This window comes from Roseomonas populi (assembly GCF_024594815.1).
GTDB lineage: Bacteria > Pseudomonadota > Alphaproteobacteria > Acetobacterales > Acetobacteraceae > Roseomonas > Roseomonas populi.
Genome location: NZ_JANJOU010000038.1, coordinates 41,526 through 55,449, shown reverse-complemented (window position 1 = coordinate 55,449; position 13,924 = coordinate 41,526). Strand labels below are relative to the sequence as shown.

The following is a 13,924-nucleotide window of genomic DNA, read 5'->3' as shown; positions in this document are numbered from 1 at the left end:
GGGGGCCGCCCGCGCGCGGCGGGCCGCCGGCACGGGGGCCACCGGCCTGCGGGCCGGCCGGCTTGGCAGGGCCAGCAGCGGCCGGGGCGGGGGCGCCGCCCGGGCCGCCGGCCCGCTTCTTCACAACCTCGACCTGCACGGTCTTGCTGCGGCCATGGCTGAAGGACTGGCGCACGCTGCCAGCCTGCTCGGTCTTGCCGAGTTCCATCCGTCCGCCGGGGCGCAGGGAGAGGCGCCCCTTGTTCTGATCCTGTCCGTTGTCGTCGCTCATGCGTCCGCCCGAGTTCGAGCCTTCCGTATCCAGCTTGCTGTCCGCCACACTGATCTCCAGCGCACCTGCCGAGGGGTATCAACCCTTCCGGCCAAAGGTGCCGGCCGCCTTGGGCGACCCATCATGTCCATATCGCGCCTGAGGGGCACGAGATCCCGGGCCGCGCTGTTCGCGCGTCCCCCGGGGCGGCGGGGATCACTCCCTCTCGCCCCTTCGCCATCCGGCCGCCTAGCGGCTCATCGCTCTTGCGTCACTGGCACGGCCGGCTCCCCTCCGCGCCGAGGGCGCGTTCCCTGCCTGCCGCCCTTCCGGGACGCCGGGCCTCCGGCGCCCCCCTGGGGCGCCTTCCTCTGGGCACCCCGTCGGGGCGCCTCATCCTGGCCGGCCCCGTGGGGGCCAACCTGTTCCGCGGAATGTGGCGACGCCGGGGCGCCGGCGCCAGCCTTCCGGCCCGCATCCCTGCCCTGCGCCTTGCCGCGCCGCCCGGCGGGCGCCTCCGCGGCCGGCGAGGCGGACAGCATGCCGGAGAGCCGCCCGGCCTCGGCCATGATGGCCTCGGCCAGCCGGCCCGGCGCTATCGCCACGTGCACCGCGTGATCGCGACCGAACACCGCACCCAGCTCCGTCGCCGCCAGCACCGAGACGACCGGGACGCCGTAGCTCCCGACCAGCCTCGCCCGCTCGGGGGCGCTTCCATCCGACGCCTCCACCAGCAGGGCGGCGCGGCCGGTTTGCAGCCATTCGCGCGCCTGCTGGAAGCCCACCACGGCCTGGCCCGCGCGGCGCGCAAGCCCCACCTGGTCCCGGATGCGCCGCCGAAGTCCATCGACGATCGTGTCACGAAGGTCGGGGATGGGGTGAACCGGGCCGCGGGCCGCCTTCATGAAGGCCCCGCGGGTCAGGGCGCGTTCTAGCACATCGCCGCGCGCGCTCAACCACATTCCCCGCCCGGGCATGCGCCCGGAGAGGTCCGGCACCAGGACGCGGTCCGGGCCGAGCACGAAGCGGATCATCGCCTCCTTCGGGAGGGACTCCCGCGTCACCACGCAGCGGCGTCGCGGGCCCTTCTCCTCAGGGTCGGGCAGGCCGGCTTCCGGGACCTGCGCGGCGGCAGGGTCGGCCTCGCCGGCCCTGCCGGGCGTTTCGGGATCAGGCGCGGGCGTCGCCGTTCTCCCCCTCGTCCTCGGCGGTGCCCTCGGGGCTCTCCGCGGGGCTCTCCTCGGAGCCGTCCTCGGCCGCCGGCTCTTCGCCGTCGTCCCCGGGCTGCTCCTCGCCCGCTTCGTCATAGGCGGCCTGGGCCGCGGCGGCCTCGGCGGCCGCTTCGGCGGCGGCGGCCTCGGCCGCGGCCTGCTCCTCCTCGCCGAACCAGCCGGCGCGCTGGCGCGCGGCCATGATGATGGCGTTGGCGGTTTCCTCGTCCACGCTGTCCGTGCCGAGGATCTCGATCAGCTCGTCGGCAGCAAGGTCGCCCAGGTCGTCGAGCGTCTTCACGCCCTTCTCGCCGAGCGCGACCATCATGGCGGGGGTGAAGCCGCCGGTCTCGCCGACCTTGTCGTCCACGCCCATCTCGCGGCGCTTCGTGTCCAGCTCCTCGTCGCGGCGGTCCAGGCTGGCCTGAGCACGGCGCTTCAGCTCGGCGGCCACGTTCTCGTCGAAGCCCTCGATCTCCGCGAGCTCCTCGTCATCCGTCTCCAGGATCTCCTCGAGCGTGGAGAAGCCCTCGGTCACCAGCAGGCTGGCGATCATGTCGTCCACGTCCAGCCCCTCGACGAAGAGGGAGGTGCGCTTGCTGAAGTCAGCCTGGCGCCGCTCGCTCTCCTCGGCCTCCGTCAGGATGTCTACGTCGTAGCGGGTGAGCTGGGAGGCGAGGCGCACGTTCTGGCCGCGGCGGCCGATGGCGAGGCTGAGCTGGTCGTCCGGCACCACCACCTCGACGCGGCGGCCCTCGTCGTCCAGCACCACCTTCGTCACCTCGGCGGGCGCCAGCGAGTTCACGATGAAGGTCGGCTGGTCGTTGGACCAGGGAATGATATCGATCTTCTCGCCCTGCAGCTCGGCCACCACCGCCTGCACGCGCGAGCCGCGCATGCCGACGCAGGCACCGACCGGGTCGATGGAGCTGTCGCGGGAGATCACGGCCATCTTGGCGCGGCTGCCGGGGTCGCGGGCCACCGCCTTGATCTCGATGATGCCGTCGTAGATTTCCGGCACCTCCTGGGCAAAGAGCTTCGCCAGGAAGCCGGGATGGGTGCGGGAGAGGAAGATCTGCGGCCCGCGCTGCTCCTCGCGCACGTCGTAGATATAGGCGCGCACGCGGTCGCCGTTGCGGAAGGCCTCGCGCGGGATGGTCTCGTCGCGGCGCAGCAGGGCCTCGGCCCGGCCGAGATCGACCATGAGGTTCCCGTACTCGGTGCGCTTGACGACGCCGTTGATGATCTCGCCGACGCGGTCCTTGTACTCGTCGAACTGCTTCTTGCGCTCCACCTCGCGCACGCGCTGCACGATGACCTGCTTGGCGGTCTGCGCTGCGATGCGGCCGAAGTCGATCGGGGGGAGGGGATCGACGATGAACTCACCGACGGAGATGCCGGGCTTGATCTTCTCCGCGATCCGGTGGGGGATCTGCGTGTCCTCGTTCTCGACCGGCTCCTGCTCCACCACCTCGGTCCAGCGGGAGAGGCGCACCTCGCCGTTGCGGCGGTCGATGGTGGCGCGGATGTCCTTTTCCTGGCCGTACTTGGCGCGGCCGGCCTTGGACATGGCCTGCTCCATCGCCTCGAGCACCTCTTCGCGCTCGATCATCTTCTCCCGGGCGACGGCATCGGCCACCTGGAGAAGCTCGGGGCGGGCGATCGCGACATCGACGGCCATGGATCTCAGTTCCTCTCGGAAGGGGGACGCCAGCGCTTCGGAGCCTTCTTCGGGGCTCCCTCGCCGTCGTCCTCGGGTTCGGGCTGGGCGGTGGCGGCGATCAGCTCGTCCGTCAGCACCAGCTTGGCGCGGCGGATGTTGCCGCGCGGCAGGGTGACCTCTCCGCCCTCATCGAGCTTCAGGCACACCTCGTTCTCGTCCGCGGAGAGGATGCGGCCGCGGAAGCGGCGCCGGCCCTCCTGCGGCATGTTCAGCTCCACCGTCGCGACCTGGCTGGCGAAGCGGACCCAGTCCTTCGTGCGGGTCAGCGGGCGGTCGATGCCGGCGGAGGAGACCTCGAGGTTCCACTCGCCGGGGAAGGGGTCATCCACGTCCAGCACGGCGCTGACGGTGTGGGAGATGGCCTCGCAGTCCTCGACGTTGATGAGGCTGCCATCGGCGCGGTCGGCCATGATCTGCACGGTCGGGCGTTCCTTGCCCTGGACCATGACGCGCACGATCTCGTAGCCCATCTGGGTCAGGGCGGGGGTGATCGCGGTAGCGATCCGGGCTTCGAGCCCTTCGTGCTGCGGTGTGTCGTCGCTCAAAAACAAAAAAGGCGGCCCGTTAAGGCCACCCCCCAAACAGGCGGATTGTCTTGTTCCCAGGATGTAGTGCCCCGCCGGGGGCGGGGCAAGAGGATTCCGCGTTCTCAGCGGCGCTGCCAGATCCAGTAGCGGGGGTGGCGGCCTTCGCGGAGGGCCTTGGCCTCGTAGCGGGTGCGGGGCCAGTCCTCGGGCGGGGAATCGTGGTGAGTGGCGAGGGTGAAGTGGGGCTGGTCGGCCATCACTTCGTCCACCCAGGCCTGGTAGGTGGGGTCGTCGCTGGCGATGCGCCACTCGGCGCCGGGCTTCAGCTTCTGGGCCAGCAGGGGGAGCAGGGCCGGGTGGACGAAGCGGCGCTTGCTGTGGCGGGCCTTGGGCCAGGGGTCGGGGAACATCAGGAAGAGGCGGTCCAGCGCGCCATCGGGGAGCGCCTGGAGGAGGTGGCGGGCGTCCTTCGGCCAGAGGCGCAGATTCGCGGGGAGGGGGGCGGTGGCTTCCTCACCTTCCGGGACGAGGTGGGTGAGGAGGGAGCAGAGGCCGTTCTCGAAGACCTCCGAGGCGATGAGGGCCGTGCCGGGATTGGTGCGGGCGAGCTGGAGGGCGTGTTCGCCGCCGCCAAAGCCGACTTCGAGCCAGAGGGGGCCGGTGATGCCGGGGAAGGCTTCGCGGGGGGCTTCGGGCGATGCGAGGGTGATGCGGGGGAGGGTTTCCTCCAGCAGGCGTTGCTGGCGGGGGCGGAGGGGGTGGCCGCGGCGGCGGCCGTAGAGACGGGGGGGGGGGGGGGGGGGGCGGGGGGGGGGCGGGGGGGGCGGGCCCCCGCCCGCGGGGGTGGGGGGGGGGGGGGGGGGGGGGGCCCGCGGCGGCGGCCGTAGAGACGGTCCGGGATGCCTTCGGCGGGGGGCGCGGGGCGGTTGGTGTCGTAGGCCATTCTGGGGCGGGAGTTAGGGCAGAACGGGGCCGGGGGGAATTCGGGTTTCGGACAAATGGCCGGGGTGCGGTGGCGGGGAGGGGGGCGAGGGGCCGATTCGCGGTTCAAAGAGAAAGGGCCCGCCTCGAAGGGGGTTCGAGGCGGGCCCTTTGTGCCGGCCGGGATGGCCGGACGGGCGGGGGAGCCCGTGGGAGTTAATCTAGGCTAGTGAGAACAAATTGGCAACCGATTCCCGCTCAGCGGCCGAAGGCGCGCTTCAGCTCGGCGGCGAGATCGGTGCGTTCCCAGGTGAAGGTGCCCTTTTCCGTATCCGGCGTGCGGCCGAAGTGGCCGTAGCTGGAGGTGGGGACGTAGATCGGGCGGTTGAGGTGCAGGTGTTCGCGGATGCCGCGGGGGGAGAGGTTCACCAGGTCGGAGATGACCTTCACCAGCTTCGTCTCGTCCACGTCCTTACCGGTGCCGTGGAGGTCGAAGTACACCGAGAGGGGCTTGGCGACGCCGATGGCGTAGCTGACCTGCATGGTGCAGCGATCGGCCAGGCCGGCGGCGACGACGTTCTTGGCGACGTAGCGGGCGGCGTAGGCGGCCGAGCGGTCCACCTTCGTGGGGTCCTTGCCGGAGAAGGCGCCGCCGCCGTGGGGGGCCGCGCCGCCGTAGGTGTCCACGATGATCTTGCGGCCGGTGAGGCCGCAATCGCCGTCCGGCCCGCCGATGACGAAGGTGCCGGTGGGGTTGACGTAGATCTCCTCCGCCTTCGGCATCCAGCCGGGGGGGAGGGAGGTCTCGATGAAGGGGAGGACGAGGGCGCGGACCTCATCCTGGCTCATGCCCTCATCGTGCTGGGTGGAGACGACGACGGAGGTGGCGCCGACGGGCTTGCCATCGACGTAGCGGAGCGTGACCTGGGACTTGGCGTCGGGCTGGAGGCCCTTCGCGGTGATGTCGCTGTTGCGCCGCGCCTCGCTGATCCGGCGGAGGATCAGGTGGGAGTAGTAGAGGGGGGCCGGCATGAGATCGGGCGTTTCGCGGCAGGCGTAGCCGAACATGATGCCCTGGTCGCCGGCGCCTTCGTCCTTGTTGCCGGCGGCGTCCACGCCCTGGGCGATGTGGGCGGACTGGGCGTGGAGGTAGACGGAGACGTCCGCGTTCTTCCAGGAGAAGCCTTCCTGGTCGTAGCCGATGTCGTGCACGGCGAGGCGGGCCTTGTGGGCCAGGAGCTCGGCCGTGATGTCGCCGGGGCCGCGGGTTTCGCCGGCGATGACGATGCGGTTGGTGGTGACCAGCGTCTCACAGGCCACGCGGGCGTAGGGATCGGCTTCCAGGAAGGTGTCGAGCACCGTGTCCGAGATGCGGTCCGCCACCTTGTCTGGGTGGCCTTCGGAGACCGATTCGGATGTGAAAAGGTATTCGCCCGTGTCGCGCATGGCTTGGTTCGGCCTCTTGTCGCGTGAGTGGAAGCCGATTCCGGGGAATTCCGGCGGCGCGCGGGTTTCGCAGGCGCGAGAGGGGGGGTCAAGAAGTGGGGCTATGACGGTTGGAGGCAGGCAGGGATGCGGCGGCGGCCTTCCGCCGTGCGGAGGAGGACGCGGAGGTTGCGGAGGTAGGGGACGGCCGCGCGGGTGAGTGGCGTGGTGAGAAAGTGGCGCACGGCGCGGTGGACGAGGGCGGCCAGGGCGGGATCCGGCAGGAGCCAGGAGGGGCCGGGGAGGGCGCGGGGGAGGTTCAGGCGGCGGGCGAGGGTGAGGACGGGGATGCCGAGCAGGCGGTAGGTGCGGCGGTGGGCGGCGCAGAGCCAATCCAGCAGGGCGCGGAGGGGTTTGGGCGCGCGCTTGCGGGCGGCGAGGCGGAGGAGGCGGGACCAGACGCCCGCGCGGGCCCAGCGGCGGAACTGGCGATGGAGGGTATCGGCCGGGGCGGCGGTGGAGCCGGAGTGGCACCAGGGGAGGGTTGTGGTGACGAGCTGGAAGATGGCGTCCAGCCGGGCGCGGGGGTTGGGGATGGGGCGGCCCGCGCCGGTGAGGGGGAGGTGGGGGGAGAGGGCGGACCACTCGGCGTCGGTGAGGGGGGACCAGGGGCGGGACATGTAGTCATCGTAAGCCGGACCCTGGTCCGCGTCAAGGAAAATTTACCTATTATTGGGCTTTCTGGGGATTTTGGTCCCTTATGCTGTACAATCGACGCAGCCGGGAAATGCAGTCGGTCAAATAAGGCCAGTCCGAGTCGTCCGATGCTGTATAATGTTCATCCATGACGTCAATCAGCGTTCGGTAGCTTTGAGCGAGATCGCCCGCCTCCCTCTCTAAGGCACACCAAAGACTGTATTCGAATTGTTCGATAGTTGGTCTATCATCGGGGTTCGGAGAAAGTGCTTTTTTTATTTCGTACAACACTGCGGCTGGGATTTTTGCCGCGATCGACGCATCGGGAAAGGCTTTCTCTGAACGGCGAGCCCAATCTTTCCAAACATTCTCCCGCTTCCACTTGCTTGACTTTCCCGATAGCTGGACAGGCCAGACTTCGCTAGTTTTCTCACCAATAGGATGTGTGCCGTCACTCAAGCATTCGAAACTCATCACTGCAAGGGCAAAGATGTCAATCGCGCTTCCATTGTCAATGGAACCCGAATGGTACTGTTCCGGAGCCATATAGGGACGGCTTCCCGAGTTTTTTCCAAATTCACGGAAGGCGTCAGCAAGGCCGAAATCAGCTACGTATGTCTTATATCTTACAATTACGGCAGAGGAACCTGAATTTCGAAAATGGCGCGATAGATCATCGACGAAAATGTTTGCGGGCTTAAGATCTTGATGGGCAGTTAAGCCCTGACGCTGGCAATAGGAAAGTGCGCGACAGACTTGAACTAGGCACAACAATTTGTCAGTCATTGTCCAGCTTGCGGCATCCGCTATCCGGTCGGCAAGCGTCTCATGCCTAAGCCGAGACAGAAGAAATGGCCAGCCATATATGATTTCAATGCCGTTATATCTCTGGACTCCATGGTGCCTCCAATAAAGGCCAACCTTTTCAAACTCTACTAACAGTTTTCCGATCGCCCTTTCATAACCTTCGTCAGTGCCGAATTTTTTCAGCTGAGGGCATTTTGCAACAAGCGGTAACGTTGCTTTGAGCTTGTAAATTTCACCAAAGGCCCCCATCTCAGGTTCGCCTTCGAGTTCGCCATACCGTTGCAAGTGCATGGATATGATTCGACGCTTTAACTCCTCGGGAACATCGTACAGTCTCAAGTGAATTCCCCCTTGGCTGGCGCGCGGTGATTGGCACAACTTGCCGTCCCGAAATGGATCAAATCTCCGGCTTGCTTGAGGTTTGATTAAATTCGCATTTGAGCAAGTATTCTTGGCGCTTGTTGCCTATTTCAGATGCGGAAGCAAAAACGCCGCCCCACTCTCCTCGCACACCGCCCGCACCTCCTCCACCAGCGTCTGCACCATCGGAATCCCGTCGCGCCCCCGCTCGACCGTGGTGTCGTGCTCGGGGTCGCCGGGGATGAGGACGGGGGCGGCGGGGTCGGCGGGCGGGTTGTCGCGCAGGCGGGCGAGGAGGTCGTCCAGGTCGGCCTGGAAGCCTTCCCGGTCCCGGAAGGCGGTGGGGTTCAGGACGAGGAAGAAGTGGCCGGTGCGGAGTTGGGCGGAGCCGGCGCCGGTGAGGGTGGCGCAGAGGATCTCAACCATCAGGGCCAGGCCGTAGCCCTTGTGGGCGCCCTGTTCGCGGGTGCCGCCGAGGGGGGCGAGGCGGCGGGCGTCCGAGGCGCGGGCGCTGTCCAGTTCCGGCTCGCCGTTCTCGTCCAGGGCCCAGCCGGGGGGGAGTGGTTTTCCGGCGCGGCGGGCGATGGAAATTTTGCCGTAGGCGACGGTGGTGGTGGCCATGTCCAGCAGGACGGGGCGGGCGGGGTCGCGCGTGGGGGCGGAGAAGGCGATGGGGTTGGTGCCGAGCGCGGGTTGGGTGCCGCGGAGGGGGACCATAAGGTGGGAGGAGTTGGTGAGGGAGAGGGCGATCATCCCCTGTTCGGCGGCGAGGCGGGCGTACCAGCCGGCGGCGCCGTAGTGGTTGGAGTTGGTGACGGCGGCGACGCCGATGCCGAATTCCCGGGCCTTCTCGATCGCGGTGGTGATGGCGAGGTGGGCGGGGACGTGGCCGATGGCCTTGTTGCCGTCGATGAGGACGCCGGGGCCGTGGTCCCTCGCGATGGTGGGGGTGGCCTTCGGGTCCAGGCGGCCTTCGCGGAAGAGGCGCTGGTAGTGGGGGAGCATGCCGACGCCGTGTGAGTCGATGCCCGTGAGGTCGGTGTCCACCATGACTGTGGCGGCGGTGTTGGCGTGTTCCGCCGACATGCCCCAGGTGGTGAAGACCGCGGTGAGCTGGCGGTGGAGGGTTTCGGCGGGGACGAGGATCGTGTCGGGCATCCCGCTATTAGATCGCGGGGTCCGGGGGGTGCGTCCACCCCCCGGCGGGGGATCTAGGGGGCGGAGCCCCCTAGGCCGGACCTGTCAGGACTTAGGACGGGTTGATACGGGAGATCTTGGTGCCGTTGAGGGAGATGGAGGCCATGAGGCCCTGCTGGTTGAAGGTGATGGCGTAGACGGGTTCGCGGAGGGTTGTGGCGGTGAGGTTCACCTGGTCTCCGCGGTCCAGCACCACGACGGAGGGGCCGGTGCCGATTTCCCAGCCGTCGGCGCGCATGAGGGCGCCGAGGGCTTCGTCGGTCATGAAGAACATGGCGAGGCCGGCGGCCTGGGCGCCGATGAGGAGGCCGAAGGAGGCGCCGGCGATGTTGTAGTAGCCCTGGATGGTGTTGCCGCGCAGTGCCGCGCCTTCGCCGTACTGGCCGCCGACGACGAAGCCGCCCTGGATGATGCGGGGGAAGATGAGGGTGGCGCGGGCCTGGGCGAAGAGGTTGCGGGTTTCGGCGCGCTGGCGGAGGGAGACGAGGGCGGCGTTGACCTCGGCGCTGATTTCGGCGGCGGTGGCGGCCTGGGCGGGTGTGGGGCGCAGGAGGGCGGGGGCGGCGAGGGCCGCGGCGGCGGCGGGGAGGATGCGGGCCGTCAGGGCGCGGCGGGTGGGCGCGGTCATGGGTTTTCTCCGTTCGGCCGGGGTTTGTTGCGGCTTGGCGGCTGCGGAACGCGTGGGGTGGGGTTTGGATGCCTGGCGGTGGCGCGGGGCGTGTTTTGGTGGTTCGCGGTACGAAAGGTGAGTTCCTGCGTTGCCTTTGGGCGAGGCGGTGCATCCCGCGCCGCCCGGAGGAGATGGGCCGATGACCCTGCTGCTGATCATCGTGATCTTGCTGCTGCTGTTCGGTGGTGGCGGGTACTACGGGTACCGGAGCGGGTATTACGGGGGTGGTGGCTTCGGGGGGATCCTGGGGCTGCTGGTGATCGTGCTGATTGTTTACCTGCTGTTCGGGCGGGGCGGCGGGCTCTGAGGTGAGGGTGGGGCCGGGGGGCGGTGGCTCCCCGGTCCTTTCAGGGCTGGATGAGGTAGGCCGTGGCGTCCGGGACGCCGTGCCGGATGGCGAGCTCCTTCGGCGGGCGGCGGTCCGGGCGGGGGTAGGCGGTGACGGGCTGGAAGGTGTGCTCGTCGCGCGGGGAGCCGGGGCGGCCGTAGAGGCCCTGGGCGATGCCGGTGTTGATGGGGGTTGTGAAGGCGTGGCTGGCATGGGCTGCCAGGAGGCGGGCCGTGTCGAAGGCGAGGACGGTCTGTGCGCGGGCGCGGTTCACGCGGGCGAGGCGTTCGGCCTGGGGTTTGTTCAGCCAGAAGAAGACGTGGGCGTTGATGTGGCGGCGCCAGGCGATGGGGTCGTTCGCGTAGGCGCCGCGTAAGGTTTGGGTGAGGGGGACGTCGGGCATCCATTGGTCGCGGAGGGTGGCGCCGGGGAGGCCTTCGCGGTGCAGGCGGGTGAAGTTGCCGCGGCCGCGGTTGTGGTCGAGCAGGGCGGGGCGGTCTTCGGGCGGGACGTCGTAGAGGGCGACGAGGGCTTCCGTGGAGAGGAGGCCGTTCGCCGCGATGCCGGGCAGGGCCTCCGGGTCCGTGACGTGGAAGAGGACCGGGAAGCGGGCGGCGAAGCGGGCCGCCGCTTCCGCGGGTTCCGTCATGCCGTGGGTCAGGCCATGCCGAGGACGTGGTTCATGCCGTAGAGCCCTGGGGGCTTGCCGATGGCCCAGAGGGCGGCGCGGACGGCGCCGGTGGCGTAGACGCGGCGGTCGAAGGAGCGGTGGGTGAGGGCGATGTGCTCCGTGCCCGCGGCGAAGAGGAGGGTGTGTTCGCCCACCACCTGGCCGGCGCGGAGGGCGGCGAAGCCGATGGCGCCGGTCTTGCGAGCGCCGGTGTGGCCGTGGCGGCCGGATTCGATGCCGGCCTGTTCCAGGGTGGTGCCGCGGCCCCTTGCGACGGCGTGGCCGAGGGCGAGGGCGGTGCCGGAGGGGGCGTCGATCTTCTGGCGATGGTGGGTTTCGACGATCTCGGCGTCGTAGGCCTCGGGCGGGAGGGCGGAGGCGAGGCGCTCGGCGGCGGCGAGGAGGAGGTTCACGCCGGGGGAGAAGTTGGCGGCGTAGACGATGGCGATGTGGTGGGCGGCCTGTTCCAGGCGTGCTTCCTGCGCGGCGTTGAGGCCGGAGGTGCCGAGGATGAGCGGCTTGCGGGCGGCCTCGGCGGCGGCGATGTGGGGTTCGGCGGCCTCGGCGGTGGTGAAGTCGATGATGACGTCGGCGGTGCGGGCGAGGGCGGCGGGGTTGGCGGGCCATTGATCGCCGCGGCGTGCGGTGCCGCCGGCGAGGGTGGCGCCGGCGGCGGCCACCTCCTCGACCAGGAGGCGGCCCATGCGGCCGGTGATGCCGAGAATGCCGATGCTGGGCATGTGCCCCTTCCTTTCCGCCCGTGGTTCCCGCGTTTTGGGGGGGAATGCGGGCGGGGGGAAGGGGCGGGCGACGTTCCTTCGGAACGCGCCGGGGCTACGACACTTCCAGCCAGAAGGGCTGGGCCTTGTAGTAGTCGTAAACGCGGCGGCTGTTGGTGTCGGAGACGTCCATGGGCTCCGTGGAGGCGTAGGCGGGTGCGCCCTCGAGCTGCTCGCGGGTGAGGTCCACGACGTAGCCGCCCTTAGTGGTGTCGTAGGTGAGGACGGACCAGGGGAGGGGGTGGTGGTTCTCGCCGAGGCCGAGGAAGCCGCCGAAGGACATGACGGCGAAGGCGACGCGGCCGGAGACCTTGTCGATCATCAGGTCCTCGACCGTGCCGAGGCGTTCGCCGGTGCGGTTGTAGACGGCGGTGCCCTCCACCTTGTCGGCGGAGATGAGGCGGTGCGGGCTTTCCGGGCGGATGGTGTTGTCGGTGCCGGTGGGGAAGACGTCGGACATTTGCGGGTTCTCCCGTGCTGTGAGGGGGAAACGCCCGGGAGAAGGTTTGGGTTCAGGAGCCCTGTGAGAGGGATCTACCGGGCGGCCCGGACCGTTATCCAGCGGCGTGCCTGCGGGCGGCTCGCGGGCCGGGCGGTGGTGCGGCTGCGCTGGCGGGGCAAGGAAGGATCCTCCCGGAGAGCGGCGGGCAGCCCGGGCGGGATGCAACCGGACCGGAGTTACCGGGAAGGAATTCACGGGCGGCGAACGTCGTCACGACCGGGCCGACCGAAAGGGAGTGGTGGGAAGCGACTTGGACACCACCCGGCGATCGGAGGCTGGGGCCACGCGGAGGTCGGCCTTGGCAGTTCCCGAACGACGAGGCCGACCGCCCCCTGATCCAGGGGCGGGAGCCCTGCATGGTGAGGGAACCCGGTTTATGGCAAGCAGCCGGAATGCTTCGAGTCCCCACCTTCCTTCGCCATCCGGGCGCGCCATTGGTCGTGCTGATGGCTGTGCTGACGCTGCGCTATATCGGGCTCTACTTCGCCGATCCGGCGCTGCCCGGGAATAATCTGCAGTATCCGGCGGGCTGGTGGGGCTGGTGGGACCAGTCACAGTACATCGGTTCGGCCCGCGCGCTGGCGCAGGGGGACCTTTCGGTTGCGAAGCACTGGTATCCCATGGGCTATGCCTTGCTCGGCGCGCCGTTCACCTCCTTCTGGCCGGCCCATCCGTACTTTCTCGTGGGTCTGGCCGCGCTGCTCCTGACGGCCTGGGCCTTCCTGCGCTTCGCGCGCCGCACCGGCGTCGGGGACTGGACGGCAACGGCCCTGTTCCTGGGAAGCGTCGCGGTTGACAAGGCCCTGGCGCAGCAATGGGCCATACCCTGGAACACCACACCCACGACCGCCCTGCTCTGGGTGATGCTGTGGCTCGTGGCGGACCACATGGCCGGGCAGCGGCGGCCGGTGCTGCTCGGTGCGCTCGTTTCGGCGGTGGCGCTCATGCGGCCGACCGACCTGCTCTCCGCGGGGATCATCCTCGGCGGCCTGGGCCTGCACGAGATCTGGCATCGGCGCGCGGCGGCGTGGGGGACCATCTGGCGGGTGGCGCTCGGCGGGGCGGTGGTGGGATTGGCCGGCCTTGCGCTGCATGTCGCGATCTACGGCTTCGCGAAATCGCCCTACATGCTTCTCTCCACCAATATCGGCTTCTCCCTCCACGCCTATGGCTGGAAGGCCTTCAACCTCCTGGTGGCGCCGCAGCCATGGTGGGGAACGGGGCAGGGGCTGATCAGCCGCCATCCCTGGATCGGGCTGGCGCTGGTCCTGCTGCCCTTCGCCGTGCGGCGGGGCCCGGCTGTGGCGGTGCTGGCCGTCGCCGCGGTCGTGCATGTCGCGTTCTACATCGCCTATGTGGACCTGCTGCCGACCGGCCTATGGCTGTTCCACAACGTCCACTACTTCAAGTGGGTCGGCCCGGCCTTCGCGCTGCTGGCCTGGCTTGGCCTCGTGCAGGCGGCGGCGCGGCAGAGGGGCTGGCCGGTGCCCGCCGCCGTTTCTGCCGCCATCCTGCTCCTGCTCTGCGTTCGGATCGTGCCGGTGCCGGCCGGGAATGCGGATCGCTGGCGCGCGGTGCAGATGCCGGGCCCCACGCCCGGCTTCGACCAGAGCTATTTCAAGGGCGATGCGGTGCTGCGCGACGCGGCGGGCGAGATGCGCAACATCCCGGATATGCGGCTTTATCCCGTGCCGCAGGGGATGCGGGCCTTCGGCCTGCGGCGCGACTTCGTTCCCCCCGTGGAAGCACTGCCGGAAGGGGCACGGCCGATCGTTTCGCGCGCCGTGCTGGCATGGCCCTGCTGGTTGCCGGGCAAGCCCGCGGCGTGCCGGCGCCTGGGCGGCGCCTGACGCGGAGA

Annotated in this window: 14 protein-coding genes and 1 pseudogene; 2 read left to right on the top strand and 13 right to left on the bottom strand. The window is 69.3% G+C overall.

The features are described from left to right. From NRP21_RS26780 to NRP21_RS26735, 10 genes and pseudogenes are all read right to left on the bottom strand, one after another. Positions 1–271, bottom strand: a 271-nt coding sequence (locus NRP21_RS26780; protein ID WP_257719308.1) for an IF-2-associated domain-containing protein, incomplete at its 3' end; no start/stop codon positions are given. A gap of 236 nt (positions 272–507) precedes the next feature. Beyond that, a complete protein-coding gene (locus tag NRP21_RS26775) occupies positions 508–1,356 on the bottom strand; it encodes an RNA-binding protein (protein WP_408639674.1) in 849 nt (282 codons plus the stop codon). 64 nt (positions 1,357–1,420) lie between these two features. Continuing rightward, positions 1,421–3,142: a transcription termination factor NusA gene (gene nusA, locus NRP21_RS26770; RefSeq protein WP_257719306.1), complete on the bottom strand. Its 1,722-nt coding sequence runs from the start codon at positions 3,140–3,142 to the stop codon at positions 1,421–1,423. A gap of 5 nt (positions 3,143–3,147) precedes the next feature. Next, entirely contained in the window at positions 3,148–3,729 is a 582-nt protein-coding gene (gene rimP / locus NRP21_RS26765; RefSeq protein WP_408639673.1) for a ribosome maturation factor RimP, read from the bottom strand. A 104-nt stretch (positions 3,730–3,833) separates the two neighbouring features. Next, a pseudogene (gene trmB, locus NRP21_RS26760) lies at positions 3,834–4,508 on the bottom strand (tRNA (guanine(46)-N(7))-methyltransferase TrmB); the annotation flags it as partial. Between the two features lie 382 nt (positions 4,509–4,890). Beyond that, the gene (metK, locus tag NRP21_RS26755; protein WP_257719304.1) at positions 4,891–6,078 is read right to left on the bottom strand and encodes a methionine adenosyltransferase; all 1,188 of its coding nucleotides are present in this window, start codon (positions 6,076–6,078) and stop codon (positions 4,891–4,893) included. Between the two features lie 101 nt (positions 6,079–6,179). Next, positions 6,180–6,737, bottom strand: coding sequence for a transposase (locus tag NRP21_RS26750; protein WP_257719303.1), 558 nt, complete (start codon positions 6,735–6,737; stop codon positions 6,180–6,182). Between the two features lie 49 nt (positions 6,738–6,786). Beyond that, entirely contained in the window at positions 6,787–7,899 is a 1,113-nt protein-coding gene (locus NRP21_RS26745) for a serine/threonine protein kinase (protein ID WP_257719302.1), read from the bottom strand. Between the two features lie 126 nt (positions 7,900–8,025). Next, positions 8,026–9,078, bottom strand: coding sequence for an Ldh family oxidoreductase (locus NRP21_RS26740; RefSeq protein ID WP_257719301.1), 1,053 nt, complete (start codon positions 9,076–9,078; stop codon positions 8,026–8,028). A 91-nt stretch (positions 9,079–9,169) separates the two neighbouring features. Beyond that, positions 9,170–9,745 carry a lipid-binding SYLF domain-containing protein gene (locus tag NRP21_RS26735; RefSeq protein ID WP_257719300.1) on the bottom strand — a complete coding sequence of 192 codons (576 nt, stop codon included), beginning with the start codon at positions 9,743–9,745 and terminating at the stop codon, positions 9,170–9,172. Positions 9,746–9,926: 181 nt separating this feature from the next. Between NRP21_RS26735 and NRP21_RS26730 the strand changes: the two genes are divergently transcribed. After that, complete coding sequence (locus tag NRP21_RS26730; protein ID WP_257719299.1) at positions 9,927–10,094, top strand: DUF3309 family protein; 168 nt, start codon at positions 9,927–9,929, stop codon at positions 10,092–10,094. A gap of 40 nt (positions 10,095–10,134) precedes the next feature. Here NRP21_RS26730 and NRP21_RS26725 read toward each other — a convergent pair whose 3' ends face one another. The 3 genes from NRP21_RS26725 to NRP21_RS26715 all read right to left on the bottom strand — a co-directional run bounded on the left by NRP21_RS26725 (position 10,135) and on the right by NRP21_RS26715 (position 12,024). Next, positions 10,135–10,764 (bottom strand): DUF7002 family protein, encoded by a 630-nt coding sequence (locus tag NRP21_RS26725; protein ID WP_257719298.1) that lies wholly within the window; start codon positions 10,762–10,764, stop codon positions 10,135–10,137. 8 nt (positions 10,765–10,772) lie between these two features. Beyond that, positions 10,773–11,525, bottom strand: a complete 753-nt coding sequence (gene dapB / locus NRP21_RS26720; RefSeq protein WP_257719297.1) for a 4-hydroxy-tetrahydrodipicolinate reductase — start codon at positions 11,523–11,525, stop codon at positions 10,773–10,775. Between the two features lie 94 nt (positions 11,526–11,619). Then, positions 11,620–12,024, bottom strand: a complete 405-nt coding sequence (locus NRP21_RS26715) for a PRC-barrel domain-containing protein (RefSeq protein WP_257719296.1) — start codon at positions 12,022–12,024, stop codon at positions 11,620–11,622. 434 nt (positions 12,025–12,458) lie between these two features. On the opposite strand from NRP21_RS26715, the gene NRP21_RS26710 reads away from it, so the two are divergent. After that, a complete protein-coding gene (locus tag NRP21_RS26710) occupies positions 12,459–13,916 on the top strand; it encodes a hypothetical protein (RefSeq protein WP_257719295.1) in 1,458 nt (485 codons plus the stop codon). Positions 13,917–13,924 lie beyond the last annotated feature (8 nt).

Coding starts and splice junctions, on each gene's coding strand:
- nusA (WP_257719306.1), bottom strand. CDS start 3,142: ATGGCCGTCGATGTCGCGATCGCCCGCCCCGAGCTTCTCCAGGTGGCC.
- metK (WP_257719304.1), bottom strand. CDS start 6,078: ATGCGCGACACGGGCGAATACCTTTTCACATCCGAATCGGTCTCCGAA.
- NRP21_RS26750 (WP_257719303.1), bottom strand. CDS start 6,737: ATGTCCCGCCCCTGGTCCCCCCTCACCGACGCCGAGTGGTCCGCCCTC.
- NRP21_RS26740 (WP_257719301.1), bottom strand. CDS start 9,078: ATGCCCGACACGATCCTCGTCCCCGCCGAAACCCTCCACCGCCAGCTC.
- NRP21_RS26735 (WP_257719300.1), bottom strand. CDS start 9,745: ATGACCGCGCCCACCCGCCGCGCCCTGACGGCCCGCATCCTCCCCGCC.
- NRP21_RS26730 (WP_257719299.1), top strand. CDS start 9,927: ATGACCCTGCTGCTGATCATCGTGATCTTGCTGCTGCTGTTCGGTGGT.
- NRP21_RS26725 (WP_257719298.1), bottom strand. CDS start 10,764: ATGACGGAACCCGCGGAAGCGGCGGCCCGCTTCGCCGCCCGCTTCCCG.
- dapB (WP_257719297.1), bottom strand. CDS start 11,525: ATGCCCAGCATCGGCATTCTCGGCATCACCGGCCGCATGGGCCGCCTC.
- NRP21_RS26715 (WP_257719296.1), bottom strand. CDS start 12,024: ATGTCCGACGTCTTCCCCACCGGCACCGACAACACCATCCGCCCGGAA.
- NRP21_RS26710 (WP_257719295.1), top strand. CDS start 12,459: ATGCTTCGAGTCCCCACCTTCCTTCGCCATCCGGGCGCGCCATTGGTC.